The organism is Azospirillum sp. UENF 312511, from assembly GCF_058780635.1.
Genome location: NZ_JBSNCG010000004.1, coordinates 368,054 through 394,850 on the forward strand (window position 1 = coordinate 368,054; position 26,797 = coordinate 394,850).

Annotated in this window: 22 protein-coding genes; 11 read left to right on the plus strand and 11 right to left on the minus strand. The window is 69.3% G+C overall.

What is annotated here, in order from left to right; genetic code table 11:
• Positions 1-6: 6 nt before the first annotated feature.
• The 7 genes from ACWPN7_RS27090 to ACWPN7_RS27120 all read right to left on the minus strand — a co-directional run bounded on the left by ACWPN7_RS27090 (position 7) and on the right by ACWPN7_RS27120 (position 10,906).
• The gene (locus ACWPN7_RS27090) at positions 7-2,517 is read right to left on the minus strand and encodes a TonB-dependent siderophore receptor (protein ID WP_492273518.1); all 2,511 of its coding nucleotides are present in this window, start codon (positions 2,515-2,517) and stop codon (positions 7-9) included.
• A 112-nt stretch (positions 2,518-2,629) separates the two neighbouring features.
• Positions 2,630-3,577 carry a FecR family protein gene (locus tag ACWPN7_RS27095; RefSeq protein ID WP_200776530.1) on the minus strand — a complete coding sequence of 316 codons (948 nt, stop codon included), beginning with the start codon at positions 3,575-3,577 and terminating at the stop codon, positions 2,630-2,632.
• Positions 3,577-4,083 carry a sigma-70 family RNA polymerase sigma factor gene (locus tag ACWPN7_RS27100; RefSeq protein ID WP_040137678.1) on the minus strand — a complete coding sequence of 169 codons (507 nt, stop codon included), beginning with the start codon at positions 4,081-4,083 and terminating at the stop codon, positions 3,577-3,579. The genes ACWPN7_RS27095 and ACWPN7_RS27100 overlap by 1 nt, the downstream gene beginning before the upstream one ends.
• A gap of 583 nt (positions 4,084-4,666) precedes the next feature.
• On the minus strand, positions 4,667-5,629 hold the full coding sequence (locus ACWPN7_RS27105; RefSeq protein WP_349619208.1) for a glycosyltransferase: 963 nt from the start codon (positions 5,627-5,629) through the stop codon (positions 4,667-4,669).
• A 521-nt stretch (positions 5,630-6,150) separates the two neighbouring features.
• Complete coding sequence (locus tag ACWPN7_RS27110; RefSeq protein WP_459196256.1) at positions 6,151-6,909, minus strand: SDR family NAD(P)-dependent oxidoreductase; 759 nt, start codon at positions 6,907-6,909, stop codon at positions 6,151-6,153.
• On the minus strand, positions 6,906-9,233 hold the full coding sequence (locus ACWPN7_RS27115; RefSeq protein ID WP_459196257.1) for a molybdopterin-dependent oxidoreductase: 2,328 nt from the start codon (positions 9,231-9,233) through the stop codon (positions 6,906-6,908). The genes ACWPN7_RS27110 and ACWPN7_RS27115 overlap by 4 nt, the downstream gene beginning before the upstream one ends.
• Before the next feature lie 26 nt (positions 9,234-9,259).
• A complete protein-coding gene (locus ACWPN7_RS27120; RefSeq protein ID WP_459196258.1) occupies positions 9,260-10,906 on the minus strand; it encodes an ABC transporter substrate-binding protein in 1,647 nt (548 codons plus the stop codon).
• 440 nt (positions 10,907-11,346) lie between these two features.
• Between ACWPN7_RS27120 and ACWPN7_RS27125 the strand changes: the two genes are divergently transcribed.
• The 11 genes from ACWPN7_RS27125 to ACWPN7_RS27175 all read left to right on the plus strand — a co-directional run bounded on the left by ACWPN7_RS27125 (position 11,347) and on the right by ACWPN7_RS27175 (position 23,182).
• A complete protein-coding gene (locus ACWPN7_RS27125; RefSeq protein WP_492273519.1) occupies positions 11,347-11,535 on the plus strand; it encodes a hypothetical protein in 189 nt (62 codons plus the stop codon).
• A gap of 91 nt (positions 11,536-11,626) precedes the next feature.
• Complete coding sequence (locus ACWPN7_RS27130; RefSeq protein ID WP_459196259.1) at positions 11,627-12,673, plus strand: isopenicillin N synthase family dioxygenase; 1,047 nt, start codon at positions 11,627-11,629, stop codon at positions 12,671-12,673.
• 42 nt (positions 12,674-12,715) lie between these two features.
• Positions 12,716-14,011 (plus strand): O-acetylhomoserine aminocarboxypropyltransferase/cysteine synthase family protein, encoded by a 1,296-nt coding sequence (locus ACWPN7_RS27135; protein WP_456529235.1) that lies wholly within the window; start codon positions 12,716-12,718, stop codon positions 14,009-14,011.
• A gap of 239 nt (positions 14,012-14,250) precedes the next feature.
• Positions 14,251-15,897, plus strand: a complete 1,647-nt coding sequence (locus ACWPN7_RS27140; protein WP_459196260.1) for an FAD-binding protein — start codon at positions 14,251-14,253, stop codon at positions 15,895-15,897.
• Complete coding sequence (locus ACWPN7_RS27145; protein ID WP_459196261.1) at positions 15,894-16,232, plus strand: 4Fe-4S dicluster domain-containing protein; 339 nt, start codon at positions 15,894-15,896, stop codon at positions 16,230-16,232. Before ACWPN7_RS27140 ends, ACWPN7_RS27145 begins: the two co-directional genes overlap by 4 nt.
• Before the next feature lie 34 nt (positions 16,233-16,266).
• Positions 16,267-17,328: an ABC transporter substrate-binding protein gene (locus ACWPN7_RS27150; protein WP_103039365.1), complete on the plus strand. Its 1,062-nt coding sequence runs from the start codon at positions 16,267-16,269 to the stop codon at positions 17,326-17,328.
• Between the two features lie 26 nt (positions 17,329-17,354).
• Entirely contained in the window at positions 17,355-18,152 is a 798-nt protein-coding gene (locus tag ACWPN7_RS27155; RefSeq protein ID WP_201042304.1) for an ABC transporter ATP-binding protein, read from the plus strand.
• Entirely contained in the window at positions 18,149-19,042 is an 894-nt protein-coding gene (locus ACWPN7_RS27160; RefSeq protein ID WP_349619201.1) for an ABC transporter permease, read from the plus strand. The genes ACWPN7_RS27155 and ACWPN7_RS27160 overlap by 4 nt, the downstream gene beginning before the upstream one ends.
• 9 nt (positions 19,043-19,051) lie before the next feature.
• On the plus strand, positions 19,052-20,719 hold the full coding sequence (locus ACWPN7_RS27165) for an amidohydrolase (RefSeq protein WP_459196262.1): 1,668 nt from the start codon (positions 19,052-19,054) through the stop codon (positions 20,717-20,719).
• A complete protein-coding gene (locus ACWPN7_RS27170) occupies positions 20,716-22,200 on the plus strand; it encodes an FAD/NAD(P)-binding protein (RefSeq protein ID WP_459196263.1) in 1,485 nt (494 codons plus the stop codon). The genes ACWPN7_RS27165 and ACWPN7_RS27170 overlap by 4 nt, the downstream gene beginning before the upstream one ends.
• Before the next feature lie 178 nt (positions 22,201-22,378).
• Entirely contained in the window at positions 22,379-23,182 is an 804-nt protein-coding gene (locus tag ACWPN7_RS27175) for an SDR family NAD(P)-dependent oxidoreductase (protein ID WP_459196264.1), read from the plus strand.
• Positions 23,183-23,196: 14 nt separating this feature from the next.
• Here ACWPN7_RS27175 and ACWPN7_RS27180 read toward each other — a convergent pair whose 3' ends face one another.
• Genes ACWPN7_RS27180 through ACWPN7_RS27195 form a run of 4 tightly spaced genes read right to left on the minus strand, consistent with a single transcriptional unit; the run spans position 23,197 to position 26,796 of the window.
• Entirely contained in the window at positions 23,197-23,976 is a 780-nt protein-coding gene (locus ACWPN7_RS27180) for a MetQ/NlpA family ABC transporter substrate-binding protein (RefSeq protein WP_459196265.1), read from the minus strand.
• Positions 23,977-24,011: 35 nt separating this feature from the next.
• Entirely contained in the window at positions 24,012-24,863 is an 852-nt protein-coding gene (locus ACWPN7_RS27185) for an HpcH/HpaI aldolase/citrate lyase family protein (protein WP_137118388.1), read from the minus strand.
• Positions 24,860-26,344: an FAD/NAD(P)-binding protein gene (locus ACWPN7_RS27190; protein WP_459196266.1), complete on the minus strand. Its 1,485-nt coding sequence runs from the start codon at positions 26,342-26,344 to the stop codon at positions 24,860-24,862. Before ACWPN7_RS27190 ends, ACWPN7_RS27185 begins: the two co-directional genes overlap by 4 nt.
• Complete coding sequence (locus ACWPN7_RS27195; protein ID WP_200774945.1) at positions 26,341-26,796, minus strand: hypothetical protein; 456 nt, start codon at positions 26,794-26,796, stop codon at positions 26,341-26,343. Before ACWPN7_RS27195 ends, ACWPN7_RS27190 begins: the two co-directional genes overlap by 4 nt.
• Position 26,797: the final 1 nt, after the last annotated feature.

Consider the following 26,797-nt stretch of genomic DNA (forward strand, 5'->3'; position numbering starts at 1 on the left):
CCGTCATCACCACGTCGCCCGCAGGGACAGCAGGACGTTGCGCGGCTCGCCGTAGTAGCCGGAGACGTCGATGTTGCTCAGATACTTCTTGTCGAACAGGTTGTTGACGTTCAACGTGGCCGACACCTTGTCGGTGATCTGATAGCGGGCCATCAAATCGACCACCGCGTAGCCGTCGCGGTCGTAGCGCTCGGCGCCGGTCCCGGTGTAGACGTCGCCTTCCCACCGGAAATTGCCACCCACCGTCAGGCGGTCCCAGGCGCCCGGCAGGCGGTAGGTGGTGAACAGCTTGAAGGTGTCGCGCGGCACATAGGTCATCATCCGCTGGCCGTCGGCGTTCTTGATCGAGGTGTGGCTGTAGCCGCCGCCGACCTGCCAGCCGGTCATCACCTCGCCCGCGACCTCCAGATCGAAGCCCTTGCTTTCCGCACCCTTCACCGCCCGGTAGGCCTGCGTGCCGTCCGGGGCGAAGCGGCCGGGATCGACCTCGCCCAGGTTGTTCTGCTGGATCAGGAACACGGCGGCGCTGGCGTTCAGGGCGCCGCCGAAGAACTCGGCCTTCAGGCCGGCCTCGTAGGCGTCGCCGTCCAGCGGGTCGAGGGACTGGCCGCTGGCGTCCTTGTAGTTCTGCGGCTTGAAGATGCTGGTGTAGCTGGCGTAAACCGACCAGATGTCGGTCAGGTCGAGCACGACACCGGCGTAGGGCGTGAGCACGCCGTTCTCCGCCCGCTTGCTGTAGCTTCCCGCCCCCGCGTTCGGGCTGCTCTTCTCGATCTGCTCCCACCGGCTGATGCGGCTGCCGAGGATGACCGACAGCGCGTCGATCGGACGCAGGCGGGTCGCGGCGTAGGCGGCCATCTGCCGCTCGTCGGTTTGCGACCGGCCGGTCGGGTTGAGCGTCGGCTGGGCGATGCTGCCGTTCCAGGTGAAGTAGTTGGGGATCGAAGGATCGTAGCCGGGGATGTTCCAGAGCGGGTGGCTGAGCCCCTCGCGCTTGGCGTAATAGCCGCTGACGCCGGCCATCAGGTCGTGCCGCCGCCCGAACAGGTCGAAGCCGCCGTTCACGTCGGCGCTGACGGAGGTCTGCTCCAGGTCGGAGTTCCAGCGGCCCGCCCAGACGCTCATGCCGGTGCCGTCCCGGTTCAGGTCGCCGCGGGTGCCGAAGCCGAGCAGGCTGTCATATTCGCGGTTGTTGCGCTCCACGTTCAGCGTCGCCGTCCAGCCGTCACCGAAGCGGTGCTTCAGCTCGCTGAAGACGGTCAGGTTGTCGTGCATGTGGTACGCCCAGCGGGCGCCGCTGTTGTAGGAGCGGGGGAGGTTCGTCTTCGTCCCGTCGCTGTAGAACAGCGGGAAGCCGGAGTTGGAGGCGTCGTCGGAGCGGTGCTTCTGGTACTCGACGCCGACCGTCCAGGTGGTGTCCTCGGTGACGTCGGCCTCCAGGACTCCGTAGAGCACCTTCTTGCGCCCGTGCAGGCGGTCGATGAAGCTGTCGTTGTCCTGATAGGCGCCGACGACGCGCCCGCGCAGGCGGCCGTTCTCGGTCAGCGGACCCGACAGGTCGGCCTCGCCGCGGTAGCGCTCCCAGGAGCCGATCTGCCCCTCGGCGTAGCCCTGGAGGGTCGGGGTCGGGCGCTTGCGGACCAGATTGACCGAGGCCGACGGCTCGCCGACGCCGTTCAGCAGGCCGGTCGCGCCGCGCACCACCTCGACCCGGTCGAACACCGCCATGTCGGAGATGGAGTCGTCGAACCCGTACACGGTCGACCGCGGGATGCCGTTCACCTGATAATTCGTCACCGGGAAGCCGCGGGCATAGACCTCGTCTCCGTCGCTGCCCATCGCGCCGCGCTGCATCCGCGACACGCCCACCGTCTGGTTGAGCACGTCGCGGATCTCGTTCAGGCCCTGGTCGTCCATGCGCTGGCGGGTCATCACGCTGACCGACTGCGGCGTCTCGCGCGGCGTCAGGGGCAGCTTGGTGGCGCTGTCGGTCGATCCGGTGGTGTAGGAGCCGGTGCCCTCGCTGCGGCCCGGATCGCGGGACAGCCCGCCCTGGACGGTCACCGGGTCGAGCACCGCCGCATTCCCGGCCTGGGCCGGCAGCTTCTCCAGCGTCACCGTGTCGGGATCGACGAAGCGGGCGATCAGGCCGGTACCGGCCAGCAGGCGGATCAGCGCGTCCTGCGGCGCCAGAGTGCCCGTCACCCCCGGCGAGGACACGCCCTGCGCGATGTCGGAGGGGTAGAGCACCTGGAAGCCGGTGGCCTGCCCGTAGGCGGCGAGCACCCCCGGCAGCGGCCCGGCCGCGATGGCGAAGCTGACGGTCCGGCCCTGCTGGGCCACCTGCACGGGCGCTTCCCCGGTCGTCATCGGCGCCGCCATGGCGCCGTGCAGCGCGGTCGATGCCAGCAGCATGCCCAACAAAGCCGGAGCCCAACCGGTCCGCACCTTGTTCCCCCACACCTTGTTCCCGCGCGCCGTCTGCCCCCGCAGCAGACGCCCCCCAACATCGATCATCACCGAGACCCCGTCATTTTGCGAATGAGTTGCATTTTCGCGTATGCAAGTCACGACGTTGTCCGGTGGAAACCACCTCACCTTGATTTGGAAAAAATTTGATACGAACCGGCTAGACGGAACGGATGATGACCAAGCCGGGAACGGGACGCAGCGTGCGCAAGGGAAGCGTGCGGAGAATGGCGTTCAGGGCGGCGTCCGGCCGGCTGATGTCCACGCTGCCGTCGAAGCGCAGGCCGGCGAGCGGGCGGTCCCACAGCACGATGCGGGCGGGGTGGTAGCGGTTGAGATCGGCGATCACCGCGTCGAGCGGCTGTCCCTGGAAGACCAGCCGGCCGTGCCGCCATGCGTTCTCCACCGCCACGCCCTGGCTCAGCAGCGGGCCGGGACCATCGGGGCCATAGGACCGGCTTTGTCCGGCGGCGATGGGAAGGGGGGGCGCCATCCCGGTGGTCAGGCTGGCCGTTCCGGACTCCACCGCCACCACCACGGAGTCCAGGCAGCGGTGCACCACGAAGCTGGCGTCGGCGGTGGCGATCCGCCCGTCGGCGCAGGTGACGACGAAGGGGCGCCCCGGGTCGGGAGCGGTCACGAAATGCGCCCGGCCCCCGGTCAGACGGACGCGCCGTTCCGCGGGAGTGAAGGCGACGGCCACCGCGCTGTCGGCGTCCAGGGTCAGGACCGAGCCGTCGTCCAGCGTCACCGTCCGCCGCTCGCCGATCCCGGTCGTCAGGTCGCTTGGCCAGCCGGTCAGGACGACCACGCCGCCCAGCGCCGCGGCGCAGGCGGCCGCCCCGCCAACGGCGCCGAGCGCCAGGAAACGGCGCCGCGTCGGCGCGGCACGGCGTTCCTTGCGCGGATCGGGCACCCGGTCAAGATCGCCCCACAGCCCGGCCAGCCGGTCGTATTCGCGGCGGTGGGCCGGGTCCTGCGCCAGCCAGGCATGAAAGGCCCGGCGGTCCGCCGCGTCGGCGTCGCCTGACTCCATGCGCACGAACCACGCCAGGGCCGCGTCCCGCGGGGTGTCCGGTAAGTCCGGCTGGTCGCGATCGCGGTCCATCAGAGCGCCAGCCGGTCGCGGCAATGGGCCAGGGCCTTCATGACATGCTTCTCCACCATGCTGCGCGAGATGCCGAGGCGGGCGGCGATGTCGGCATGGCTCAAGCCATCGAATTTGTGAAGCAGAAACACCTCCCGGCAGCGCGGCGGCAGTTCGGCCATGGCTTGGCTCAGCCGCTCCAGCCGCTGCTTGTGCTCCAGCGTCGCCTCGGCGTCCGGCTCGTCCAGCGGGCGGTCGAGGCCCAGCTCCGCCGGGGCGAAGCGGCGCCCCCGGCGGGCTTCCGCGCGCATCCGGTCCAGCGCGATGTTGTCGGCCATGCGGTACAGGTAGGAGCGCGGGTTGTCGATCTCCGGCAGGGCGGTCAGGCTGCGCAGGCGCAGGTAGGTGTCCTGCACGACGTCCTCGGCCAGGCACAGCGACCCCAGGCGCCGGGCCAGATGGCCCGTCATCTCCTCATAATGGTCGAGCAGCAGCCCCAGCAGGGAAGACCGGTCTCGTTCAGCCATGACCTCGGCAACACCCGTTCCCAGAACCGTGAAAACCACTCCTAACCATGAATGCGAATCATTCGCAATCGATAGATCGACCGGAGAAAAAATCTTTGCCATGAGGCGGTGAGGGGGTGGCGGTCGGTGAACGTCCTGTAGTCGGGAGAGGCGTGCGCGTGGGGCGGGTCCCTGATGGACTGGTGTGCTGGAAGCGGTTGCTCCCTCCAGCCGGAGGGATTGCGACGCGCCACCGTGAACTCATCGCCGCTCGGTGGACGCTGGTTTCAACACAGATGACGCCGACCGTACCCGGTGCCGGGTTCTTGATGATCTACAAGGTCAACGCCTGGGCGCCTCGAAAAACGGTAGCGCGGTTGGCCGGCATCGCCCCCAAGCCCTGCGCGATGCGGTGGCGCGCTACAACGCCGAAGGCGTAACCGGGCTTTATGATCGTCCGCTGCCCGGCCGACCGGAATGGCTAAGCGAAGGCGAGCAGGCGACGCTCAGGGCCATCATCTTCCCTGGCCCCGATCCGAGACGGCACGGCTGCATGGAATCACACCAAGGGCAGGTGCGATTGTTGTGATTTAATAAAAATAAGCTAAAATCCACTATGTATTTGATAGTCAGCCTCCTGGCGCCCGGCAATGCGGATTCGTGACCTCCAGTACATAAGCAAATCCTTTTCTACTTTATCCATAGAAAAATTATCCGCTGTTCGCCTGCCTTCATCAATCATTTGCAAAAAAGGAGCTATTTTTTCATCTGATAGATTAACAGATCGACGCAAACTCTTTGCAACTCCTATAATATCCCCTTCGTCGTGCCAAAATCCATTTTCAGCAGTCGCATAACTGCGCCCACCACCTCCATGGAAACCGGCGATGATGCATCCCGCCGCCATAGCTTCAAGAGGAGGAAGGCCTAACCCCTCACGATGTGAAAGCGAAAGAAAAACAGAAGCATACCCTAAGATATGCGCAACATCCTCTTCGCATTGTCCGTCAATAGAAATCCAAGACCATTGAGAGGATTCAGGAATTAGATTTTTGAGGCGCTCGACCAGATCGGGCATTTTGCGTGGCATGAAAGCAATCGTCCGAAGATTTTTCTCCAGGGGCTTAAAAATTTTACTAACCGGCGCAGGAACAACTGGTACATTTCTTACCTTAAAGGTATTACAAATGGCTTCTGCGATTACATCAGAACAAGCAAAAACATCATGTAGGCGAAAACGCTTTGCATCTGACAAAGCTCCTCGACTCATCTCATAATGATTTTGGCAAAAAACAATTCTATATATATCATCCGAGGCAGAGACGGATTCTACGGCGGTTCGCTCAACCTCGGGAAATACAAGAAACGATTTGGGTGGAACTTTAATAGATCCTTCATTCATAAAAATAATAGGCGCACTTGTTTCTAAGAAATATTTAAAATTAGGAGGCGCAAATGCAACGGCATTTATACCGTTTGCGCGCAATAACTCAACATGCTGTAAGATGACTTTCACGCCGCCGGATGGGGTATTGCATACTGGCAAGAAATAGGCGATAACTGCCATTAGATAGCCTCAATGTATATGTATGATGCTGTGTGCATTTCTGCCTCTTTTAATACATCATGGTTGTAGCTGTGGGAAGCTGGCCGAGGGGCCGTTTTACGCAAACTTACCAGGGTAGCAGGCTTGTCATGACGATATTCTTCCACAGCTGGGTTCGGACTCGTAACCAGTAGCCCTACAGTTGAAGTTGCCCGGTCATGATTTGGCGGCCCAGTGATACGTCCTGGTGATGGATCGATAAACCGCCGCTGAGAGCGGGTTCATGCCGATGAGGAGCCGCGCGGGTGGAGAAGCGGCGTATTTCAGGGGCTGAACTCTCGGTTTTGGCTGAAAAGGCGGAAATATGCGGCGGTTTTGGCGCTATACGGGCGCAGTTCGCCCCTCAAGCCAGATCAGGCGTCGGAAATTGTAGGCGAGGTTGGCGCGGCCGATCTTCACTGTCACGCGGCCCAGGTCGATGGTGCGGATGAGCAGCGCCATGCGCGCCTTCTGGTCGGCGAAGTCTTGCCCGCCCGGCCCCCCTATTTGTCGGTCATCAGGCCGGCGCCGCCGAAACCGCCGTCCACGTTCAGGACATGGCCGTGCACATAGCGGCTCTCGTCGGAGCACAGGAAGACGGCCGCCGCGCCGATGTCCTCCGGATTGCCGTAACGCCCCATGGGAATCAGCCGGCCATAGGCGGCGCGGGTCTCGGCGTCGTGGGCGTGACGGACCATCTCGGTCTCGATCGGGCCGGGAGCGATGGCGTTCACGGTGATGCCGTGCTCGGCCAGTTCCACCGCCATGACCTTGGTCAGCAGCTCGAGCCCGGCCTTCGACGTCCCATAGGCCGCCCGCCCGCGTCCGCCGCGCTGGCCGGAGGGGGAGGTGACGTTGACGATCCGTCCCCCGCCGTGCCCGGCCATCACGCGGGCGGCGGCCTGGGCCACCAGGAAGGCGCCGGTCAGGTTCACCGCGATGGTGCGGTTCCAGTCCTCCAGCCGCAAATCCAGAAAGGGCGTGCTGCTGCCGATGCCCGCGTTGTTGACGAGGATGTCGAGGCGGCCGTAGCGCTCCGTGACGGCGCGGATGGATGCCGCGACCGACTCCGCGTCGGCCACGTTCAACGCCAGCGCCAGCCCGTTCCGATGGTCGAGCGTCGCCACCGCCGCACGGGCGCCGTCCCCGTCGATGTCGGCGACCACCGGCACCGCGCCTTCCGCCGTCAGGGCGCGGGCGATGGCGAGGCCGATGCCCCGCGCCCCGCCGGTCACCAGGGCGACTTTGTCCTTCAGTCTCATGCATGCTCTCCGGAATGGTCCTCCCCGCCGCGTGTGACGAAGCGCGGGGGATCGAAGGCGGTGACGGGCGGCGCGTCGCCGTCCCAGCGCTCCACCTCGACGAAGGCGCTCTGCGCCGCGCAGCCCTGGGAGAGGCCGGAGGCGCCGACGTCCGGCGTCACCAGATTGGGATTGCCGTGCTTGTCCGCGCTGCCGTCGCGGTCGGGTTCGAGCGGGTCGTACCAGGCGCCGGTGGCGATCTGGAGCACCCCGGCCCGGATGCCCTCGCTGAGGACCGCGCCCGCCAGGAAGGCGCCCCTTCCGTTGAACACCCGCACCACGTCGCCGTCGGCGATGCCGCGGGCGGCGGCGTCCTGCGGGTTGATGAGGATCGGTTCCCGCCCGGCGATCTTCGAGGCCCGGCTGACCGTTCCGTGGTCGTACTGGCTGTGCAGCCGGGTGCGCGGCTGGTTCGACAGCAGATGCAGGGGATGCACCGCCGACGGGCGCAGATCCGCCGGCGGGGCCAGCCAGACCGGGTGGCCGGGGCAGTCGGGAACCCCGAACCCCGCGATGGTGGCGCTGGCGATCTCGATCCGTCCCGACGGGGTGGGCAACGGAGAGCGTTCCGGGTCCGTGCGGAAGGCCTTCAGGAACACCTTTTCCGGTGCGGGCGGGATTTCGAACAGCCCGTCCTCCCAGAAGCGGTCGAAGGGCGGCAGTTCCACCCCGGCCCGCTCGGCGCGCCCGCGGGACTCCTCGTAGAGGTGGCGCAGCCAGTCCTCCACGCTGCGCCGGTCCGTGTAGGCGTCCCCCACACCCAGCCGTTCGGCCAGGGCGGAGAAGATCGCGTAATCGTCGCGCGCCTCGCCGACCGGCGGAACCGCGCGCTTCATGGCGATCAGGAAGCGGTCGCCCGCCGAGCCGCCGATGTCGTCCCGCTCCAGCGGTGTGGTGGCGGGAAGCACGATGTCGGCGAACTTCGCCTGGGCGGTCCAGAAGGGGTCCTGCACCACGATCGTCTCGGGGCGGCGCCACGCACGGATCAGGCGGTTGAGGTCCTGGTGGTGGTGGAAGGCGTTGCCGCCCGCCCAATAGACCAGCCGGATGTCGGGATAGGTCACCCAGCGCCCGTCGTAGTTGCAGCCGCCGCCGGGATTCAGCAGCAGGTCGGCGATGCGCGCCACCGGGATGAAGGCGGACACCGGATTTGTCCCCTGCGGCAGCCGCGGCCCGGAAAAGACGCGCCGGTCCGATCCGTGGCCGTTCATGGTGCCGTAGCCGATGCCGAGCCCGCCGCCCGGCGTGCCGATCTGGCCGAGCAGGGCCGCCAGCGCCACCGCCGCCCAAAATGGCTGCTCGCCATGGACGGCCCGCTGCAGCGACCAGGCGACGTTCACCGTCGTGCGGTGCCACGCCATGCGGCGCGCCAGATCCCGGATGGACCCGGCCGGAACGCCGGTGATCGCCGCGGCCCATCCGGCGTCCTTCGGCCGTCCGTCCGCTTCCCCCAGCAGGTAGCGGCGGAAGGGCTCGAAGCCCACCGTGCAGCGGTCGAGGAAGTCCGGGTCGTGCAGCCCCTCCGTCACCAGCGTGTGGCTCAGCGCCAGCATCAGCGCCGCGTCGGTGCCCGGCCGGATGGCCAGCCATTCGGCCTCCGGCACGTCCTCCAGATCCTGGCGAACCGGGCTGATGTTGACGAAGCGCACCCCCGCGGCGCGCAGGCGGCGCAGCGCCGGCCGCAGGATGTGGTCGCTCGCCCCGCCGGAACCGACCTGCGCGTTCTTCGCCGGCAGGCCGCCGAAGGCGACGAACAACTCCCCGTGCCGTTCCAGGCTGCTCCAGGCCGTCTGGGCGGGCAGCAGGTCGTCGATGGTGCCCAGGATGTGCGGCAGCAGCACGCGCGCCGCCCCCAGGGAATAGCTGTCGCGGTGGGTGACGCAGCCCCCCACCGCGTTCATGAAGCGGTGGATCTGGCTTTGCGCGTGGTGGAACCGGCCGGCGCTGCCCCAGCCGTAGGAGCCGCCATAGATCGCCGTGTTGCCGTGGATGCGGCGGACCCGCTCCAATTCCCCGGCCACGAGGTCGAGCGCCTCGTCCCACGGCACCTCGACGAAGGGTTCCCGTCCGCGGCCCTCCCGTGAATCCGGGCGTGAATCCGGGCCGGCGCGCAGCCAGCCGGCGCGCACCGCCGGGCGGCGGATGCGGCTGGAGGCGGTGATCCCCTCCACCATGGAGCGGCCGATCGGCGACGGATCGGCGTCCCATGGCATGGGGTCGAGCGCGGTGAGCCGGCCGCGCTCGACGCGCGGCCGGTAGACGCCCCAATGGGTGGCGGTGAGCATTGCGGTCTTCGCGTTCGGGGGGCGCGTCAGTTCGTCTGGTTCTTGTCGAACCAAGCGTTCTTCAGAGAGCCGTAGACCTGGTCGGCGGTGGTCACCACGTCCTTCAGGCTGGCGGCGTGGACCGTGAAGAAGCGCAGCTCGGCCAGCGGAATCGACGGCAGGTCGGTCTGCACGATCTGCTGGAACTCCTTGAAGGTGGCGATGCGGTCCTGCTGGTTGGCCTGCACCTTCGCCCGCGTGATCAACGCGTCCAGCGTCGGGTTGCGGTAGCCGCTGCCGTTGGTCCAGGGCGTGCCCTTGCCGATCCATTCCGACGAGTAGGCGCGCGTCACGCCCACTTGCGGGTCGGAGAAGGCGGCCAGCCAGACGCCGTTGATGTCGAAATCGCGGTCGCCGTAGATGCGCTTCAGATAGGCGGCGGTGTCCTGGCTGCGGATGGTCACCTCGATGCCGACGCGCTTCAGCGCCTGCTTGATGTATTCGCCGGTGCGCTTGTAATCGTCGCCGTAGGGCAGGAAATCCTCATGCAGCGCAAAGCGCACGCCGTCGGCGCCGCGCTTGAACCCGGCTTCGTCGAGCAGGGCCTCGGCCTTCTTCGGGTCGAAGTCGTACTGCGGGACGGTGGCGTCGTGGAAGGCGGCCAGGGTCGAGGGCACCGGGCTGATGGCGGGCTTGGCGAAGCCGAACCAGACGATGGTGGCAATCGCCTTGCGGTCGATGGCGTGGGCGATGGCCCGGCGCACCCGCACATCCTTGAGATACGGGTTGTCCAGATTCAGGTCGAGAAACATCCAGGGCGACAGCCATTCGTAGCCGCGCGTCTCGATCTTCAGGTTGGGCAGCTTGTCGAGCCGTTCGGCGTCCCGGAGGGGAACCGGGCTGAAGACGGCGTACTGGACGTCGCCCTTCTCCAGCGCGGCGGCGCGGGCGGTGGCGTCCGGGATGACCTTGAAGACGATGCGGTCCAGGTAGGGCTTCCCGACGTCCCAGTAATTCGGGTTGCGCTCCAGGATGATGTGGTCGCCCCTGACCCATTCCTTGAAGACGAAGGCCCCGGTGCCGACGGGCTTCAGGTTGTGCGGGTTGTTGACGATGTCGGTGCCTTCGTAGAGATGCCGGGGCAGCACCTGGGCGCCGTTGGCGTTGACCGCGCTGAGGATGGCGAGCGACGGTTCGCTGAGGCGCAGGATCACCGTGTGGTCGTCCGGCGTGTCCACCTGGGTGACGCGTCCGAAGATGGCCTGATTGCGCGGGTGGATGGTCTTCCAGACGTTTTCCAGCGTCCACTTCACGTCGGCGGCGGTGAAGGGATGGCCGTCGTGCCACGTCACGCCCTTGCGCAGGAAGAAGGTGATCGACAGGCCATCCGGCGCCACCTCCCACCGTTCGGCCAGCGACGGCTTCGGATTCAGGTCCAAGTCGTAATCGACCAGACCGTCGAAGATGTTGCCGGCGAGGACGCTGTTCGGCAGCGCGAAGTTGATGGCGGCGGACAAGGCCACCGGTTCCGGTTGAACAATGGCGGTCAGGGTGCCGCCGCGTTGCGGGGCGGCGGTTTGAGCGTCGGCCTGCGCCGCTCCGCCCAGCAGCGCCAGCAGGCCGGCGGCCATCAGCGCGCGGGCACCCCGTGAACGGAGAAGCGGGCGGGTGGAGGGGGTGTGAGAGGTCGTCATCAAGGATTCCTGCGATCCGGGGAATGCGGGTCGGCAGCGCCGCCCGAATTCACATCATTCCTTAGTTTTAAAAACCAATATATCTAGTATTATAGTTGGTTATTGGCGGGTCAAGTGTGTATCATCGTATGCAGCGTTCTTTTTGCGCCGCCCGGACAACGGTGCCCAGACAATGGCGCCCGATGAAGGCGGAAGGGCTGGTCAGCAGCGTCGGCGATCTTCGCTCCGCCCGGGTCCCAGGGTGCTTGGGTAGTTGGAGAAATTTGTTGAAATTATGAAACAGCAAAAACTTCATGTTAGAAATGTGGTTTCAGGCACCATAAATCGATTAAATGTGTAGACAATGACCGGCCGCCGGGCAATGATGGCTGGGAACCGCGGCGTCCGAAGGGTGTCGGCACCCCGGTGACGCCGCCCCGCCATTGCCCTGGAAAGACGTCATGGCCAACCCCCCGACGGCCCGTCCGGCCTCCGCTTCCGCAGCGTCCGACCCTGGAACGGTCTGGGTTCCGCTTCCCGAAGCCATGGGGATTTGCGCCGGGACGGAGTGTCAGGCTTTCCACGCTCCGGCCGGCGGACTCTGGGCGCAGATGCGCGGCGCTTGGCTGAAGGCCCGCCGCACCGGCTGAGCGCACCGTTCCCGAATCCACAGCTTCCGATCCTTCCGTTCGCTGCACGCAAGCGGGCGTTCCCGAACGCATGTCCGCAAAGGAGACTCCTGTGACCGCGACCTCCTCTCCGGCCGACCGGCCGCCGCTGCCGCTTCTCGACCTTGTGCGCCTGGACGGCGGCGCCGCCGACCGCGCCCTGTTCCTGTCGGAACTGCGCGCGGCCATTCGCCGCTTCGGCGCCTTCTACGTGACCGGACACGGGGTCGATGCGGCCTTCCTCGACGCGATCTTCGACCTGTCGCGCGGCTTCTTCACGCTGCCGGAGCGCGACAAGCTGTCCATCGAGATGGTCAACTCACCCCATTTCCGCGGCTACACCCGCGCCGGGTGGGAGCGGACCCGCGGTCGCGCCGACTGGCGCGAGCAGTTGGACATCGGGTCCGAACGGGAGGCCCTGCCCTGGGGGCCGGGGGCGCCGCCCTGGGTCCGCCTGCAGGGTCCCAACCAGTGGCCGGACGCCTTGCCGGACCTGCGCCCGGCCGTGCTGCGCCTGCAGGATGAGCTGACGGGGGTGTCGCGGCGCCTGCTGTCGGCGGTGGCGACCGCTCTGCGCCTGCCGGAGGACGCCTTCGCGCCGATCCTCACCGACCGGCCGACCCAGCTCATCAAGCTGATCCGCTATCCGGGCCATGACGCCGTAGAGGCGGAGGATGGAGAGGGGCAGGGGGTCGGGCCGCACAAGGACAGCGGCCTGCTGACGCTGGTCCTCCAGCACCGCCAGAGCGGTTTGCAGGTCGAGACGGACGGGGGCTGGGCCGATGTTCCGCCGCTTCCCGGCACCTTCGTCGTCAACGCCGGCGAACTGTTGGAACTGGCGACCAACGGCTATTTCCGCGCCGCGGTGCATCGGGTGGTGACGCCGCCGGCGGGGGTGGACCGGCTGTCGACCGCCTTCTTCCTGGGGGCCGGGCTGGACGTCCGCGTGCCGGTGCTGCCGCTGCCGGACGATCTGGCCGCCGAGGCGCGCGGGCCGGAGCAGGACCCGTTGAACCCCCTGTTCGCGTCGGTCGGCGAGAACACGCTGAAGAGCCGCCTGCGCTCCCACCCCGACGTGGCGCAGCGCCATTACGCCGATCTCGTCGGCGCCCCCGCCTGAACGCCGCCCACCCCCCAAAGCACCGAAGAGGGAGCCCTCCCGATGACCGACCGTTCGCCGCGTTTCGAAACCCTGGCCGTCCATGGCGGCGCCTTCCGTTCCGATCCCGTCACCGGGTCGGTCGCGGTGCCGATCCACCAGACGACCTCCTTCCAGTTCCAGGACACCGCCCACGCCCAGCGCCTGTTCGCGCTTGAGGAGCTGGGAAACATCTACACCCGCGTCACCAACCCGACGGTCGATGCGCTGGAGCAGCGGCTCGCCGTTCTGGAAGGCGGAGCGGCGGCGGTGGCGGTCGCCTCCGGCCAAGCGGCATCCTTCTACTCGGTGCTGAATCTGGCGCAGGCCGGCGACAACATCGTTACCTCGACCGACCTCTATGGCGGCACCTGGAACCTGTTCGCCAACACGCTGAAGCAGATCGGCATCGAGGCGCGCTTCGTCGATCCGGCCGATCCGGAGAATTTCCGCCGCGCCACCGACGACCGCACCCGCGCCTACTACGCCGAGACGCTGCCGAACCCGAAGCTGAACGTCTTCCCGATCCGCGAGGTCGCCGACATCGGCCGGGAACTCGGCGTGCCGCTGATCGTCGACAACACGGCGGCCCCGCTGACGGTGCGGCCCTTCGAGCATGGCGCGGCGGTGACGCTCTATTCGGCGACCAAATACATCGGCGGCCACGGCACCACCATCGGCGGCGTCCTGATCGACGGCGGCACCTTCCCGTGGGAGGCCCACGCCGCCCGCTTCCCGCTGCTGACCCAGCCCGATCCCAGCTATCACGGCGCCATCTGGACGGAAGCCGCCAAGCCGCTCGGCCCCATCGCCTACGCGCTGCGTGCCCGCGTCACCCTGCTGCGCGACATCGGCGCGGCGCTCAGTCCGCAATCGGCCTTCCAGCTGATCCAGGGTCTGGAGACGCTGCCCCTGCGCATCCGCCAGCACAACGCCAACGCCATCCTCGTGGCGAACCACCTGAAGGCGCACGCCAAGGTGACGTCCGTCATCTTCCCCGGCCTTCAGGAGGGCGAGGCCCGGCGCCGGGCGGACACCTATCTGAAGGGCGGTTACGGCGGGCTGGTCGGCTTCGAGCTGGCCGGCGGTGCGGAGGCGGGCCGGCGCTTCATCGACGCGCTGAAGCTGTTCTACCACGTCGCCAACATCGGCGACGCGCGGTCGCTCGCCATCCACCCGGCCACCACCACCCACTCCCAGCTGTCTGCGGAAGACCAGCGCGCCAGCGGCGTGACGCCCGGCTATGTCCGCCTGTCCATCGGCATCGAGCATCCGGACGACATCATCGCCGATCTGGAGCAGGCGCTGGCGGAGGCGTGAGGATCGTCGCCCGATAACCCACAGACCGCGCGGATCACGGCCGGCACCGTCCCTTCATCGGGCGTGCCGGCCGAAATTTTTACAGGCGTGCATATTTCTGTATGCGTTCAAACACTACTGTGTAAGTATATTTACTGTAACATAAAGCGAAACAGAGACGTGAAATATCGGTTCCGGACCAGCCGCGGACGCTCAGTCCGCCGCTGGTCCGCGTGACCGATCAGCCCCGGAGGTTTCCGATGGCCAACGCGCCCGGCGCTCCCGCCACCCCATCCGTTTCATCTCTTGAATTCGACGCCCATCTTGAGGCCGACGTCCTCGTTCTGGGCGGCGGCCCCGCCGGCACATGGGCGGCCATCGCCGCCGCGACCGCCGGTGCCCGCACCATCCTGGCCGACAAGGGCTTCTGCGGCACGTCCGGCGCCACCGCCGCGTCGGGAACCACGCTGTGGTACGTCGACCCCGACCCGGCCAAGCGCGCGGCGGCCAAGGCGGCGCGCGAGGGGCTCGGCGGTCATCTGGCCGATCACGGCTGGATGGACCGCGTGCTCGACCGCACCCACGCGGCGGTCGGCCAGCTGGCCGATTGGGGCTATCCCTTCCCGCGCGACGCCGACGGGCGGGACCGCCGCGTGTCGGTGCAGGGGCCGGAATACATGCGGCTGATGCGCCGCCGGGTGAAGCAGGCCGGCGTGACCATCCTTGACCATTGCCCGGCGCTGGAACTGCTGGTCGATGACGGCGGCGCCGTGGCCGGCGCGGCCGGTGTGCGGCGGCAGAAGGGAAGCCGCTGGGCCGTCCGGGCGAAGGCGGTGGTCATCGCCACCGGCGGCTGCGCCTTCCTCAGCAAGGCGCTCGGCTGCAACGTGCTGACCGGCGACGGTCTGCTGATGGCGGCGGAGGCCGGGGCCGACCTGTCGGGGATGGAATTCTCCAACGCCTACGCCATCGCCCCGGCCTTCGGGTCGGTGACCAAGACCTTGCTCTATCAGTGGGCCAGCTTCACGCGGGCGGACGGCGCGGTCATTCCGGGCGCCGCGTCCAAGGGGGGCCGTTCGGTCATCGCGCGGGTCCTGGCGACCGAGCCGGTCTACGCCCGCCTCGACCGGGCCGAACCGGAGCTGCGGGCGGCGATGCGCCAGGCCCAGCCGAATTTCTTCCTGCCCTTCGACCGCGTCGGCATCGATCCCTTCACCCAGCGCTTCCCGGTGACCCTGCGGCTGGAGGGCACGGTGCGCGGCACCGGCGGCCTGCGGCTGGTCGACGAGACCTGCGCCACCGCCGTGCCCGGCCTGTTCGCCGCGGGGGACGCCGCGTCGCGCGAGCCGATCTGCGGCGGCTTCACCGGCGGCGGCAGCCACAACGCCGCCTGGGCGATGTCGAGCGGCCATTGGGCCGGGCAGGGGGCGGCCGATCATGCCCGCGCTCTGGGGAACGGGGCTCGCACGCTGCGGCGGGCCGGCGGCACCGGACTGCGCGAGGGGAAGGGCGCTTCGATCGACGCCGGGGCGCTGACCCGCGCCGTCCAGGCCGAGGTCTTCCCCTACGACATCAACTATTTCCGCACGGAGGAGGGGCTGACCGGCGCGCTCGCCCGGCTGGACCGGCTGTGGAGCGACGCGGCCGGAGCCGCGCCGTCCTCGGCCGACGACTCCCTGCGCGTGCGGGAGGCCGCGGCGATGCTGGCGACCGCCCGCTGGATGTACCGCTCGGCGCTGGCGCGCACGGAATCGCGTGGCATGCACCGCCGCCTCGACCATGCCGCCCTCGATCCGGCGCAGCGCCATCTGCTGACGGTCGGGGGCCTGGACGAGGTCCATGTCTCCGCCCGTCCGGCGCCGCTCCATCCAGATCCGTCCGGGGCGAAGCGGGAGTTGGCGGCATGATCGAACTGATCAGTCCGACCCGCTGCACCGGCTGCAACATCTGCGTCTCCATCTGCCCGATGGACGTGTTCCAGACGGCGAGCGGGCAAACCAAAGGGGCCGCCCCCGCCATCGCCCGGCAGGCCGATTGCCAGACCTGCTTCCTGTGCGAGGCCCATTGCCCCGACGACGCCCTCTACGTCGCCCCCGACGCCGAGACGGTGACGGGGATCGCCGAAGAGGCGGTGGCCGCCGCCGGCCTCTTCGGCAGCTACCGCCGCGCCATCGGCTGGAGCACCGGCCATCGCGACAACCGTTCCGCCGACCAGACCTTCCGGCTGCTGGCGCCCCATTGAGCGCCCGGCCGCACCCGACAGGAGCTTTCAGATCATGACCGTGTTCGATCCTTCCGCTGTGCGCCTCAGCCGTCGCCGCCTGCTGGCGGGCGCGGCGGTGACCGCCGGCGCCGTGACTGCCGGCGCATTCGCCGCCGCGCCGCTGTGGGCCGGCCCCGCGCGCGCCGCGGCGGCCAAGGCGACGCTGGCCTATGGCAGCACCGGCTACACCTGGGCGGTGCCCTTCGTCGCTGAGGCCGCCGGCACCTGGGCCGAGGCCGGCTTCGACCTCAACACCATGGAGTTCGAGAGCGGGCGCGATTCGATGCAGGCGCTGCTCGCCGGCTCCGCCGACTTCTCCGCCTCGACCGACACGCCGGTGGTGTTCGCGGTGCTGCAGGGGCTGCGCCCGCTGATCCTGGTGAATTACAGCCGCTATTCGCGCGACATGAAGATCGTCGTGCGCAAGGACGCCGGCATCGATCCGGCCAAGCCGGCCAGCCTGAAGGGCCGCCGGATCGCCACCCGCGTCGGCACGTCCGGGCAGTACATGCTGGCGAAGTATCTGGAGTTCGCCGGGCTGGCGCAGAGCGACGTCGAGGTCGTCGACCTCACCCCGAACAACATGACCTCCGCCCTGGTGCGCGGCGACATCGACGGCTTCGCCTGGAGCAGCCAGTCAGCGGTGGTGGCGGAGCGCCAGTCGGGCGGCAAGACCGCGGTGATGACCCAGGACGGGCTGGAGAAGTTCTTCCAGAGCCATCAGCTCCTGCTGACCACCGAGAAGGTGGTGAAGGAGAAGCCGGAGCTGGTCGCCGGGGCCATCAAGGCGTTGCAAGCGGCGGAGCGGCGGATTCACGCCGACGGCGGCTGGGCCGACCTGATCGCGCGGCGCATCCACACCCCGCCCAAGGACATCCTGGAGGCGACGTCCGAATTCACCTTCCAGATCGCCTTCGACGACCGCTTCCTCGACGATCTGGTGGCGGAGGCGGAATGGGCCATCGCCGCCGGCCTCGCCAAGCGTCCGGCGGGCGATCTGCGCGCCCTGTTCCGCGGCCTGATCGTCGACTCGCCGCTGAAGGCGGTGGCGCCCGACCGGGTCACCCTCACATGAGGACGGGGGACATGAGGAGGGGGGACATGAGCGGGCCGCTGATCGATTTCGACCGCGTGTCGCAGATCTACGCGTCCCGCGACGGGTCGCCGGTCTGGGCGCTGCGCGACGTGTCGCTGACGGTGGAGGCCGGCGAGTTCGTCTGCCTGATCGGCCCGTCCGGCTGCGGCAAGTCTACGCTGATCCACCTGCTCGCCGGGTTCCTGACGCCGACCTCGGGGGACGTGCGCTTCCGAGGCCGGCCGCTGGCCGGGCCGGGGCCGGAGCGCGGCGTGGTGTTCCAGGAATACGCCCTGTTCGCCTGGATGACCGCGCGGCAGAACGTCGAGTTCGGCCTGCGCATGCAGCGCGTCTCCGCCCCCATCCGGCGCCGCCGGGCGCTGGAGGCGCTGGACCGGGTCGGGCTGCGCCACGCCGCCGACCGCTACCCGCACGAGCTGTCGGGCGGCATGCGCCAGCGCGTCGCCGTCGCCCGCGCCCTGGTGGTGGAGCCGGAGGTGGTGCTGATGGACGAGCCCTTCGCCGCCGTCGACGCCATGACCCGCACCACCCTGCAGGAGGATCTGCTGCGGCTGTGGCGGGAAACCGGGGTGTCGGTCCTGTTCGTCACCCACAACATCGACGAGGCGGTCTTCCTCGCCCAGCGGGTGGTGGTGATGGGCGCCGGGCCGGGCGTCATCCGCGAGGATCTGACGGTCGATCTGCCCTATCCGCGCGACCGCGGGTCGGCGGACTTCGGCCGGGAATACGCCCGCATCGCCGCGGCGCTGGCCCGCGGCAGCCAGAAGGCCGGCGGGACCGATGGCGAACGGAGGGCCGCGTGACCGCGACGACGGAAGGCATGACCGGCAATCGCCGCGCCATCCCCCGGGGCTCGGTAGCAGAGACGCCGTCCGACGGCGCCGCCTTCGCGGAGGAGTTCCGCCGCGCCCACCGTCGCGGCCGGCGGCGGGCGGCGTGGCTGCGCGCCCTGCTGAACGTGACGGGCATCCTGCTGTTCCTGGCGGTCTGGGAGGCGGTGCCGCGGCTCGGCACCTGGGTCAACCCGGTGCTGCTGCCGCCGCCGTCGGTGGTGTTCGACACCTTCGTCCCGATGCTGCTGTCCGGCGAGATTCCAGCCAACATCCTGGTCAGCCTGCGCCGGGCGGCGCTCGGCTTCGCCATCGCGACGGCGACCGGCGTGACCGCCGGGCTGCTGACCGCGCGCATCGGCCTGCTGCACCATGTCAGCGAGCCCATCCTGCACGGCTTCCGCTCCGTCCCCTCCATCGCGCTGGTGCCGCTGTCGGTGCTGTGGTTCGGCATCGGGGAAGGGTCGAAGGTGGCGCTGGTCGCCTGGGGCAGCTTCTTCCCGATCTGGATCACCACCTTCATCGGCGTGCGCGACGTGCCGGCGGCCTATCTGCGCTCCGCCGCCTGTCTGGGGGCAGGGCGGCTGGCGACGCTGCTGCTGGTGGTTCTGCCGGCGGCGCTGCCGATGATCCTGGCCGGCTTGCGGCAGGGCATCGCCGTCTCGCTGATCCTGCTGGTCGCCGCCGAGCTGTCGGGGGCGCGGGAGGGCATCGCCTACATGATGTCCACCGGCCACCAGATGTTCCGGGTCGACATCATGCTGATCGGGCTGGTGCTGCTCGGCACCTTCGGCTTCATCGCCGACCGCCTGTTCGTGGCGCTGATTCGCCGCCTGTTCCCCTGGTACACCACCGCCTCCTGAGGGCTGCCGATGAGCGAACCGACCCTGATCCTGCGCAACGCGCGGGCCATCACCTTCGATCCGGCCCGGCCGCGCGCCAGCGCGGTGGCGCTGGCCGGCGACCGCATCCTCGCCGTAGGCGGGGAGGAGGTGGCCGCGCTCGCCACCGCATCGACCGAGGTGATCGACCTCGGCGGGGCGACGCTGATCCCCGGCTTCAACGACGCCCACGCCCATATGGAGCGCGAGGGGCTGAAACGCCTGCGCCCCTCGCTGGCCGGCGCGCGCAGCGTCGGCGACATCCTGGAGCGGGTGCGGGCGGCGGCGGCGGAAACGCCGCCCGGCCAGTGGATCGTCACCATGCCGATCGGCACGCCACCCTTCTTCTTCGACGGCGCCGCCACCCTGGCCGAAGGGCGGCCGCCGGACCGGCACGAGCTGGACCGCGCCGCGCCGGACCATCCCGTCTACATCCCCGGCCTGTTCGGCAACTGGGGCAAGCCGCCGGGGCACAGCGTCCTGAACAGCCGGGCGCTGGCATTGAACGGCATCACCGCGGCGACCGCGCCGACCTGTTCCGGCGTCGAGATCCTGAAGGACGCCGACGGCGAGCCGACCGGCGTCATCGTCGAGCGCAACAGCCGCCCGACCGTCGAGTTCGACCTGCTGCCGGCGGTTCCCCGCTTCGGCTTCGCCGAACGGCTGGAGGGGGTGCGGTTGTCCCAGCGGCTCTACAACGCCCAGGGCACCACCAGCGTCTATGAGGGGCACGGCTCGGCGCCCGAGACCATCTCGGTCTACCGCCGCCTGTGGGAGCTGGGGGAGCTGACGGTGCGGGTCGGGCTGGTGGTCAGCCCGAGCTGGGCCGACATCGCCGAGGCGCGGCGCGCCATGCGCGACTGGCTGGCCCATGCCCGCGGCGCCGGTCTGGGCGACCCCTGGCTGAGGCTGTCGGGCGTCCACATCGCCTATGGCGGCGATCCGGCGGTGGCCTGCTGCGCCCGCGCCAACCTGCCCGACACCGGCTGGTCGGGTTTCGTCGAGCAGGCGCTGACGCCGGCCGACTTCCGCGAGGCCTGCCTCCTGGCCGCCGAGCACGATCTGCGCCTGCACACCATCGTCAGCGACAAGCTGCACGAGGTGGTGCCGGTGCTGGAGGCGGTGAACGAGCGCCACAGGCTGGCCGGGCGGCGCTGGGTGATCGAACACATCGGCCGTGCCCGGCTGGCGGATCTGGAGGCGCTGAAGCGGCTCGACGTGCTGGTGACGACGATCCCGACCTATTTCCTGTGGAAGGGCGGAACCGCCTATCTGGCCGAGCCGGATGGCGGCGATCTGGTGGTTCCGCACGCCCATCTGCTGAGGCTGGGCATCCCGACCGCCATCGCCACCGACAACATCCCTTACGACCCCTTCTTCACCCTGTGGACGGTCTGCAACCGGCGCGAACGGACCAGCGGCCGGGTGATCGGTCCAGACCAGCGGCTGGACGCCGAGACGGCCCTGCGTCTGTTCACCGTGGCGGGCGCCGCCCTGACCTTCGACGAGGGCTGGAAGGGGCCGCTGCGCCCCGGCTTCGCCGCCGACCTCGCCGTGCTGTCGGAGGACCCCACCGCCATCGACCCGGACCGGTTGCGCGACCTGCGCTGCCGCCTGACCGTCGCCGGCGGGCGGATCGTCCATCGCGAGGGATTGTGAGCGGGCCGGACCCGTTGCGGATCGTCATCGTCGGTGCCGGCGTGTCGGGCAGCGGCGTGGCGGCGGGGCTGGTGCGCGCCGGCGCCGCGGGCGGCTTTTCCGCCGCGGTGGACCTCGTGGACCCGCGGCCATCGCTCGGCGCCGGCCTGACCTACGCCCCTGGTGGCGACCCGCGCCACCGGGTGAACGTGCCCTCCGTCCGCATGGTGGCGGCGACCGGCCGGACGGGGGAGGAGGGCGCGGAGGAGGATTTCCATCGCTGGTGCCTGGAGCGCGGCGTGCTGGAGGCCGATCCGGCGGGCTGGTCGGAGGGGCTTCACTACCCCGCGCGGTCGGCGTTCGGGCGCTACCTCGACGAACGGCTGCGGTCGCTGTTCGCCGCACCCGGACCGGTGCGGGTGACCCACCGCCGCGACCGGGCGGTCGCCGCCCATCGCCGTGGGACGTCCCACGGAACGGGGTTCGTGGTGGAGATGGCCGGCGGCACGGCGACGGAGGCCGACGCGCTTGTCCTGTGCACCGGAAACCCGCCCCCCGAACTGCCGGGCGTGCTGGCGGCGCTGGGCGGGCACCCGCGGGTCGTCGCCGATCCCTGGGCGGCTGGCGCCCTCGACGGCGTCGCGCGGGACGACCGGGTGCTCATCGTCGGCACCGGCCTGACCATGGGCGACGTGGTGGCGACGCTGCTCGGCCGCGGTCATCGCGGACCGCTGACCGCCCTGTCGCGCCACGGGCTGGTGCCGCGCCCGCGCCCGGCCCAGGCCACATCCTGGACCGACTTCACCGCCGACCCGCCCACCCGTGTCGGCGACCTGCTGCGCCGCGTGCGCGCCGCGGTCGCCGCCGCCCGGCGGGCGGGACGGCCCTGGACCGATGTGCTCGAAAGCCTGCGTCTTCAGAATGGAGCGTTGTGGTCCGCCCTGCCGTTTGACGAGCGGCGGCGGTTCCAGCGCCATCTTCGGGTCTGGTGGGACGTCCACCGCTTCCAGGCGGCCCCGCAGGTCGCCCGTCTGGTGGAGGCCGCTCAAGCGGACGGGCGCCTCGCCGTGCTGGCCGGCTGGCTGGTCGCGGCGAGCGCCGGGGAAGGCGCCTCGGGCGGTGATGGGCTGTGGGTCGTCCACCGGCCGCGTGGCGGGGATGGTCCGGTCGGGCGGAGCTACGATGCCCTGGTGAATTGCACCGGCGCCGGGCATGGGGCCTCCTTCGGCCGCAACGCGCTGCTGGCCGGCTTGGCCGCCCAGGGGCTGATCCGGCCGGACCGGCTCGGTCTGGGGATCGAGGTCGACGGGCGGGGCCGGGCGCTCGACGCGGCGGGCCAGCTGGTTCCCGGCCTGTTCGTCGTCGGGCCGCCGACCCGCGGCAGCCTGGGCGAGGTGGTCGGCGCGTCGGAAATCGTTCCTCATGCGCTGGCTGTCGCCGAGGCTTTGACCGACAGGCGACGGCGGGTCGGGAATGCCGCTTTGGTCTCCTGGCGCTCTTGACCCCATTCCTCTCTTCGGAGTTTCTGTTCATGCTGAGGAGAACGCGTTCCACAGGCGACGGTGCGCTGGGTAAGCCGGCTGATCGTCGCGATGTTCGTGGCGCTGGCCCTGGTCGCCGCCCTGCCGCAACGCGCCCTGTGGATTCCCCACACGCTGGGCTGCGAGTGAGACGCGCATCATGAGCGAAGCGAAGGCCGGACGTCTGGCTGGCAAGGTGGCTCTGGTTTTCGGCGCAGGGTCCTCCGCCCCCGGATGGGGCAACGGCAAGGCGACGGCGGTCGCCTATGCCCGCGAGGGCGCCCGCGTGGTCGCCGTGGACAAGGTGGCCGAGGCCGCGGAGGAGACCGCCGCCCTGATCGCCGCGGAAGGCGTCGCGGCGCTGGCCGTCACCGCCGACGTGACGAAAGGGCCGGAGGTCGCGGCCGCGGTCGAACGGACGCTCGCCTCCCATGGCCGCATCGACATCCTGCACAACAACGTCGGCATCACCGAGCCCGGCGGGCCGGTGGAAACCAGCGAGGAGAGCTGGCGCCGGGTGCTCGACACCGATCTGACCGGCGTCTTCCTGACCTGCAAGCACGTGCTGCCGGTGATGGTGGCGCAGCGGTCGGGGGCGATCGTCAACATCTCCTCCATCGCCGCGATCCGCTGGGCCTATCCCTACATCGGCTATGCGGCGGCGAAGGCCGGGGTCAACCAGTTCACCGTCGCGGTGGCCCGCCAGCACGCCCGCGACGGCGTCCGCGCCAACGCGATTCTTCCCGGTCTGATCGACACGCCGATGGCGCGCAGCCAGATCGCCGCCCATTACAAGGACGCGGAGGAAATGCGCCGGGCGCGCGACGCACTGTGCCCGCTGGGCTTCCAGGGCACGGCCTGGGACATCGCCGCGGCGTCGGTCTTCCTGGCCTCGGACGAGGCGCGCTACATCACCGGGGTGTGCCTGCCGGTGGACGGCGGGCTCAGCCTCGGCATCGGCTGAGCCCGTTTCCACGGTTACCAGCCGGGGACGGCGGCGCCGTTGAACTTGGTCTGGATGAACTCCTTGACCACCGGCGACTGGTAGGCGGCGACCAGCTTCTTCACCCAGGGCTGGTCGGCGTCCTTCTTGCGCACGACGATCTCGCAGGTGTACTGCGACTGCGGGCTCTCCAGGATCAGCGAATCCTTGACCGGGTTCAGCTTCGCCTCCAGCGCGTAGTTGGTGTTGACGGCCGACGCGTCCACGTCGTCCAGCGAATGGACGAGCTGCGGCGATTCCAGCTCCACGATCTTCAGCTTCTTCGGGTTCTCGACGATGTCGAGCGGGGTGGCCTTGATGCCGGCCCCCGGCTTCAGCTTGATCAGCCCGGCGCTCTCCAGCAGCAGGAGCGAGCGGGCGCCGTTGCTGGGGTCGTTGGGGATGGAGATGGACGCACCCGCCGGCAGGTCGGCCACCGTCTTGTGACGCTTGGAATAGACGGCGATGGGGAACAGCGTCGTCTTGCCGACCGGAACGATGTCGTAGCCGCGGGCGTCGATCTGCGCCTTCAGGAAGGGCAGATGCTGGTAGGAGTTGGCCTCCAGGTCGCCGGCGGCCAGCGCGGCGTTCGGCTGGATGTATTCGGTGAACTCGACGATCTGGATGTCCAGCCCGTCCTTAGCGGCGTTGGCCTTGACGACCTCCAAAATCTGGGCGTGCGGGCCGGAGGTGGCGCCGACCTTGATGGTCTGGGCCTGGGCCGGGGCGGCCAGGGCGAGCAGCAGGCCGGTCGCGGCGAGAATGAGGCGCTTCATGATGGATGCGGTCTTTCCGGTGGGACGAACGGGGGTCAGGCGGCAGTGCCGGCGTTGAGGAGGATGCGCTCCATCTCGCGGACCACCGGCTTCTCGATCAGCTTGCCGTCCACGACGACGAGGCCGGTCGTGCTCTCCTGGAAGGCGGCGATGATGCGGCGGGCGTGGGCCACCTCCTCCGCCGTCGGCGTGAAGGCGGCGTGGATGGCCGCCAGATGGCCGGGATGGATCAGCGCCTTGCCGGTGAAACCCAGCGCCGCGGCGCGGCGGGCCTCCGTTTCCAGCCCGGCGGCGTCCTCCAGATCGAGGAAGGGCACGTCCAGCACGGCGACGCCGGCCCGCGCCGCCGCGTGCACGATGCGCGAGCGGGCGTAGAGCAGGGCGTCCCAGGTCGGGCGGACACGCAATTCCGCCGACAGGTCGACGGCGCCGATGAACAGGGCGACGATGGAGGGATCGGCCTCGGCGATCTCGGCCACCCGTTCCAGCCCCTCCGCCGTCTCGATGATGACGTAGAGGGCCACCGGCTCAGGGCGGGAGCGCAGCAGGTCGGCGACGATCCGCACCTCGTCGGCGGAGCGCACCTTGGGCAGAACCAGCGCGTCGGGCAGGGTCTCCAGCTTCAGGATGGCGTCGATGTCGGCGATCCCTTCCGGAGAGCGGATGCTGTTGATGCGCAAGGCCTTTTCCGCCCGCGCGGCGCGCTGCTCGTGATAGGTGGGCAGGGAGAGGGCGCGCGCTTCGTCCTTGCGGTCGGGAGCGACGGCGTCCTCCAGGTCGATGCACACCACGTCCGCGCCCGTCTCCAGCGCCTTGGCGAAGCGGTCGGGGCGGAGGCCGGGCACGAACAGGAAGCTGCGGCGGCGGACGGATCGAAGGTCGGTCATGTCGGTGTTTCCGTGTTTCGGAATGGGGGTGAACCGACCGGCGGGCGCCACAACGCGTGGACGTATTCCTCGCCGGTCAGGTCGGGGGTGTCGAAGGAACTCAGGCGCTTCAGATGCGCCGCGCGGTCGGCGAGCCACAGGTCGCGCCCGATGGCCGATACGAGGCGGGGAACGCCGTGCTTCAGACTGGCGATCTCCCCGACCGCGCGCCCGTGGCTGACGACGCCGCCGTAAGTGAAATTGTGGATGTCCTTCAGGAAGGGCGCGGTGCCGGGGACCTTCCCGACGAATTCGAAGCCCGGCCCCAGATAGGGGTTGGCGGCCAACGCCGCGTCCTCCTCGCCGGGCGGCGGGCTGTAGCGGTCGCGCCAGAGGGCGATGGCGTCGGCGAAGCCGGCCAGTTCCAGACGCCGGGCGAGATCGGCGCGGTAGCCGGTGCCGGCGATCACGAAATCGAAGCTGTGGCGTCCGTCGGCGGCTTCCACTTCAACGGTCCCCCCGGTGTCACGCGCCGCGGTCCAGCCGGCGGCCAGATGCAGGTGGAAGTTGGGAAAGCGCGTGGCCCGGCGCACCGTGTCCGGCATCGGGCCGGGAGCGTTCGCGAAGAAGCGCCGCATCAGGCTCCAGCGGTCGGCGTCCGGCAGCTCGTGGAAATGGTCGAGCGCACCGGCGTAGGACAGGCCCTTGACCGTGGTGACCCGCGTCAGGTCGGCGTTGCGGCAGAACAGATGGACGGCGGCGGCGCCTTGCTCCAGAGCGGTGGCGGCGGTGTCGAAGGCGGAGGAGGCCGCCCCCAGCACGCCGATCACCTTCCCGCCAAGCGCCGCGAAGTCGATGGGATCATCGGTGTGGGCGTAGAGGCTCCGCGGCAGGCTGTCCGCGATGACCGGCGGGATGAAGGGGCCGCCGCTGCCGTCCATCCCGGTCGCCAGCACCAGCTTGCGCGCGGTTTCGGTCCGGGACTCGCCGTCCCGCTCCAGACGCAGGCGGAAGCCGCGCGGCGCCGTCGCGTCCAGCGGCTCGATGCTGGTCAGCCGGGTGCGGTTGCGCACGGCGACGCCGGTGGCGTGCCGGTACCAGCGGACATAGTCCGCCCACACCGTGCGCGGGATGCGTCCGAGGACGGCGTAGGCATCCGCCCCGAACGCCGCCTCGTACCAGGATCGGAAGGTCAGGCCGGGCAGGCCGAGTTCCGGGCCGGGCAGGGTCTTGACCGACCGCAGGGTCTGCATGCGGGCGGTGCTTTCCCACACGCCCTCGCGGCCTTCCTCCGCGGCGTCGATGACGGTGAAGTTGGCGATGCCCGCCCGGCGCAGCGCGAAGGCGACGGCCAGCCCGCTCTGCCCGGCGCCGACGACGGCCACGTCGTGGTCGATGCCGGGGCAGGGCGGCACCCAGTTGCCGCCGTCGTCGCCCAGCCGATCCAGAGCGCGCGCCACATCCGCGGCCAGCGCGTCCACGGCGACGGTGTCGATGGTCATTCTTGTTCTCCAGCAGGAGCCGTGCCCGGGACCGGTTCGATCCACATGCGGACCTTCACCGCGCCGAAGCCGCCGACCGCCGGGCCGGGGTCGGTGCAGTGGGCGCCCGGCAGGGTCAGGGACACCGCACCCTCCCGACCGAAGCGGTCGAAGGCGATGCCGACGCGCTGCGCCAGCATCCCCATCAGGAAGACGCAGACCGGTCCGGTCGTCTGCGCCGGGTCGAGGTGCGCGCCCTGCATGACGTAGCGCTGGCCGACGCGGACCCCGGCCATGCAGCGTTCGGCCTCCACGACCTCCGCCACCACCTGATAGCGGGCGCAGCCCTCGAAGAAGCCTTTGGAGCCCTCCAGCATCGCGGCGACCTCGGGGCGCTCGGCCTCCGGCGTGTCGGCGATGAAGGCATCGGGCACCTTGCGGCCGAAGAAGTCGGCGGCTGTCTTGCGGTCCATG

What these genes read in the sequence shown, in the direction of transcription:
- ACWPN7_RS27090 (WP_492273518.1), bottom strand. Translation starts at nt 2,517, where the DNA reads ATGATCGATGTTGGGGGGCGTCTGCTGCGGGGGCAGACGGCGCGCGGG.
- ACWPN7_RS27095 (WP_200776530.1), bottom strand. Translation starts at nt 3,577, where the DNA reads ATGGACCGCGATCGCGACCAGCCGGACTTACCGGACACCCCGCGGGAC.
- ACWPN7_RS27100 (WP_040137678.1), bottom strand. Translation starts at nt 4,083, where the DNA reads ATGGCTGAACGAGACCGGTCTTCCCTGCTGGGGCTGCTGCTCGACCAT.
- ACWPN7_RS27105 (WP_349619208.1), bottom strand. Translation starts at nt 5,629, where the DNA reads ATGGCAGTTATCGCCTATTTCTTGCCAGTATGCAATACCCCATCCGGC.
- ACWPN7_RS27110 (WP_459196256.1), bottom strand. Translation starts at nt 6,909, where the DNA reads ATGAGACTGAAGGACAAAGTCGCCCTGGTGACCGGCGGGGCGCGGGGC.
- ACWPN7_RS27115 (WP_459196257.1), bottom strand. Translation starts at nt 9,233, where the DNA reads ATGCTCACCGCCACCCATTGGGGCGTCTACCGGCCGCGCGTCGAGCGC.
- ACWPN7_RS27120 (WP_459196258.1), bottom strand. Translation starts at nt 10,906, where the DNA reads ATGACGACCTCTCACACCCCCTCCACCCGCCCGCTTCTCCGTTCACGG.
- ACWPN7_RS27125 (WP_492273519.1), top strand. Translation starts at nt 11,347, where the DNA reads ATGGCCAACCCCCCGACGGCCCGTCCGGCCTCCGCTTCCGCAGCGTCC.
- ACWPN7_RS27135 (WP_456529235.1), top strand. Translation starts at nt 12,716, where the DNA reads ATGACCGACCGTTCGCCGCGTTTCGAAACCCTGGCCGTCCATGGCGGC.
- ACWPN7_RS27140 (WP_459196260.1), top strand. Translation starts at nt 14,251, where the DNA reads ATGGCCAACGCGCCCGGCGCTCCCGCCACCCCATCCGTTTCATCTCTT.
- ACWPN7_RS27145 (WP_459196261.1), top strand. Translation starts at nt 15,894, where the DNA reads ATGATCGAACTGATCAGTCCGACCCGCTGCACCGGCTGCAACATCTGC.
- ACWPN7_RS27150 (WP_103039365.1), top strand. Translation starts at nt 16,267, where the DNA reads ATGACCGTGTTCGATCCTTCCGCTGTGCGCCTCAGCCGTCGCCGCCTG.
- ACWPN7_RS27155 (WP_201042304.1), top strand. Translation starts at nt 17,355, where the DNA reads ATGAGCGGGCCGCTGATCGATTTCGACCGCGTGTCGCAGATCTACGCG.
- ACWPN7_RS27165 (WP_459196262.1), top strand. Translation starts at nt 19,052, where the DNA reads ATGAGCGAACCGACCCTGATCCTGCGCAACGCGCGGGCCATCACCTTC.
- ACWPN7_RS27175 (WP_459196264.1), top strand. Translation starts at nt 22,379, where the DNA reads ATGAGCGAAGCGAAGGCCGGACGTCTGGCTGGCAAGGTGGCTCTGGTT.
- ACWPN7_RS27180 (WP_459196265.1), bottom strand. Translation starts at nt 23,976, where the DNA reads ATGAAGCGCCTCATTCTCGCCGCGACCGGCCTGCTGCTCGCCCTGGCC.
- ACWPN7_RS27185 (WP_137118388.1), bottom strand. Translation starts at nt 24,863, where the DNA reads ATGACCGACCTTCGATCCGTCCGCCGCCGCAGCTTCCTGTTCGTGCCC.
- ACWPN7_RS27190 (WP_459196266.1), bottom strand. Translation starts at nt 26,344, where the DNA reads ATGACCATCGACACCGTCGCCGTGGACGCGCTGGCCGCGGATGTGGCG.
- ACWPN7_RS27195 (WP_200774945.1), bottom strand. Translation starts at nt 26,796, where the DNA reads ATGGACCGCAAGACAGCCGCCGACTTCTTCGGCCGCAAGGTGCCCGAT.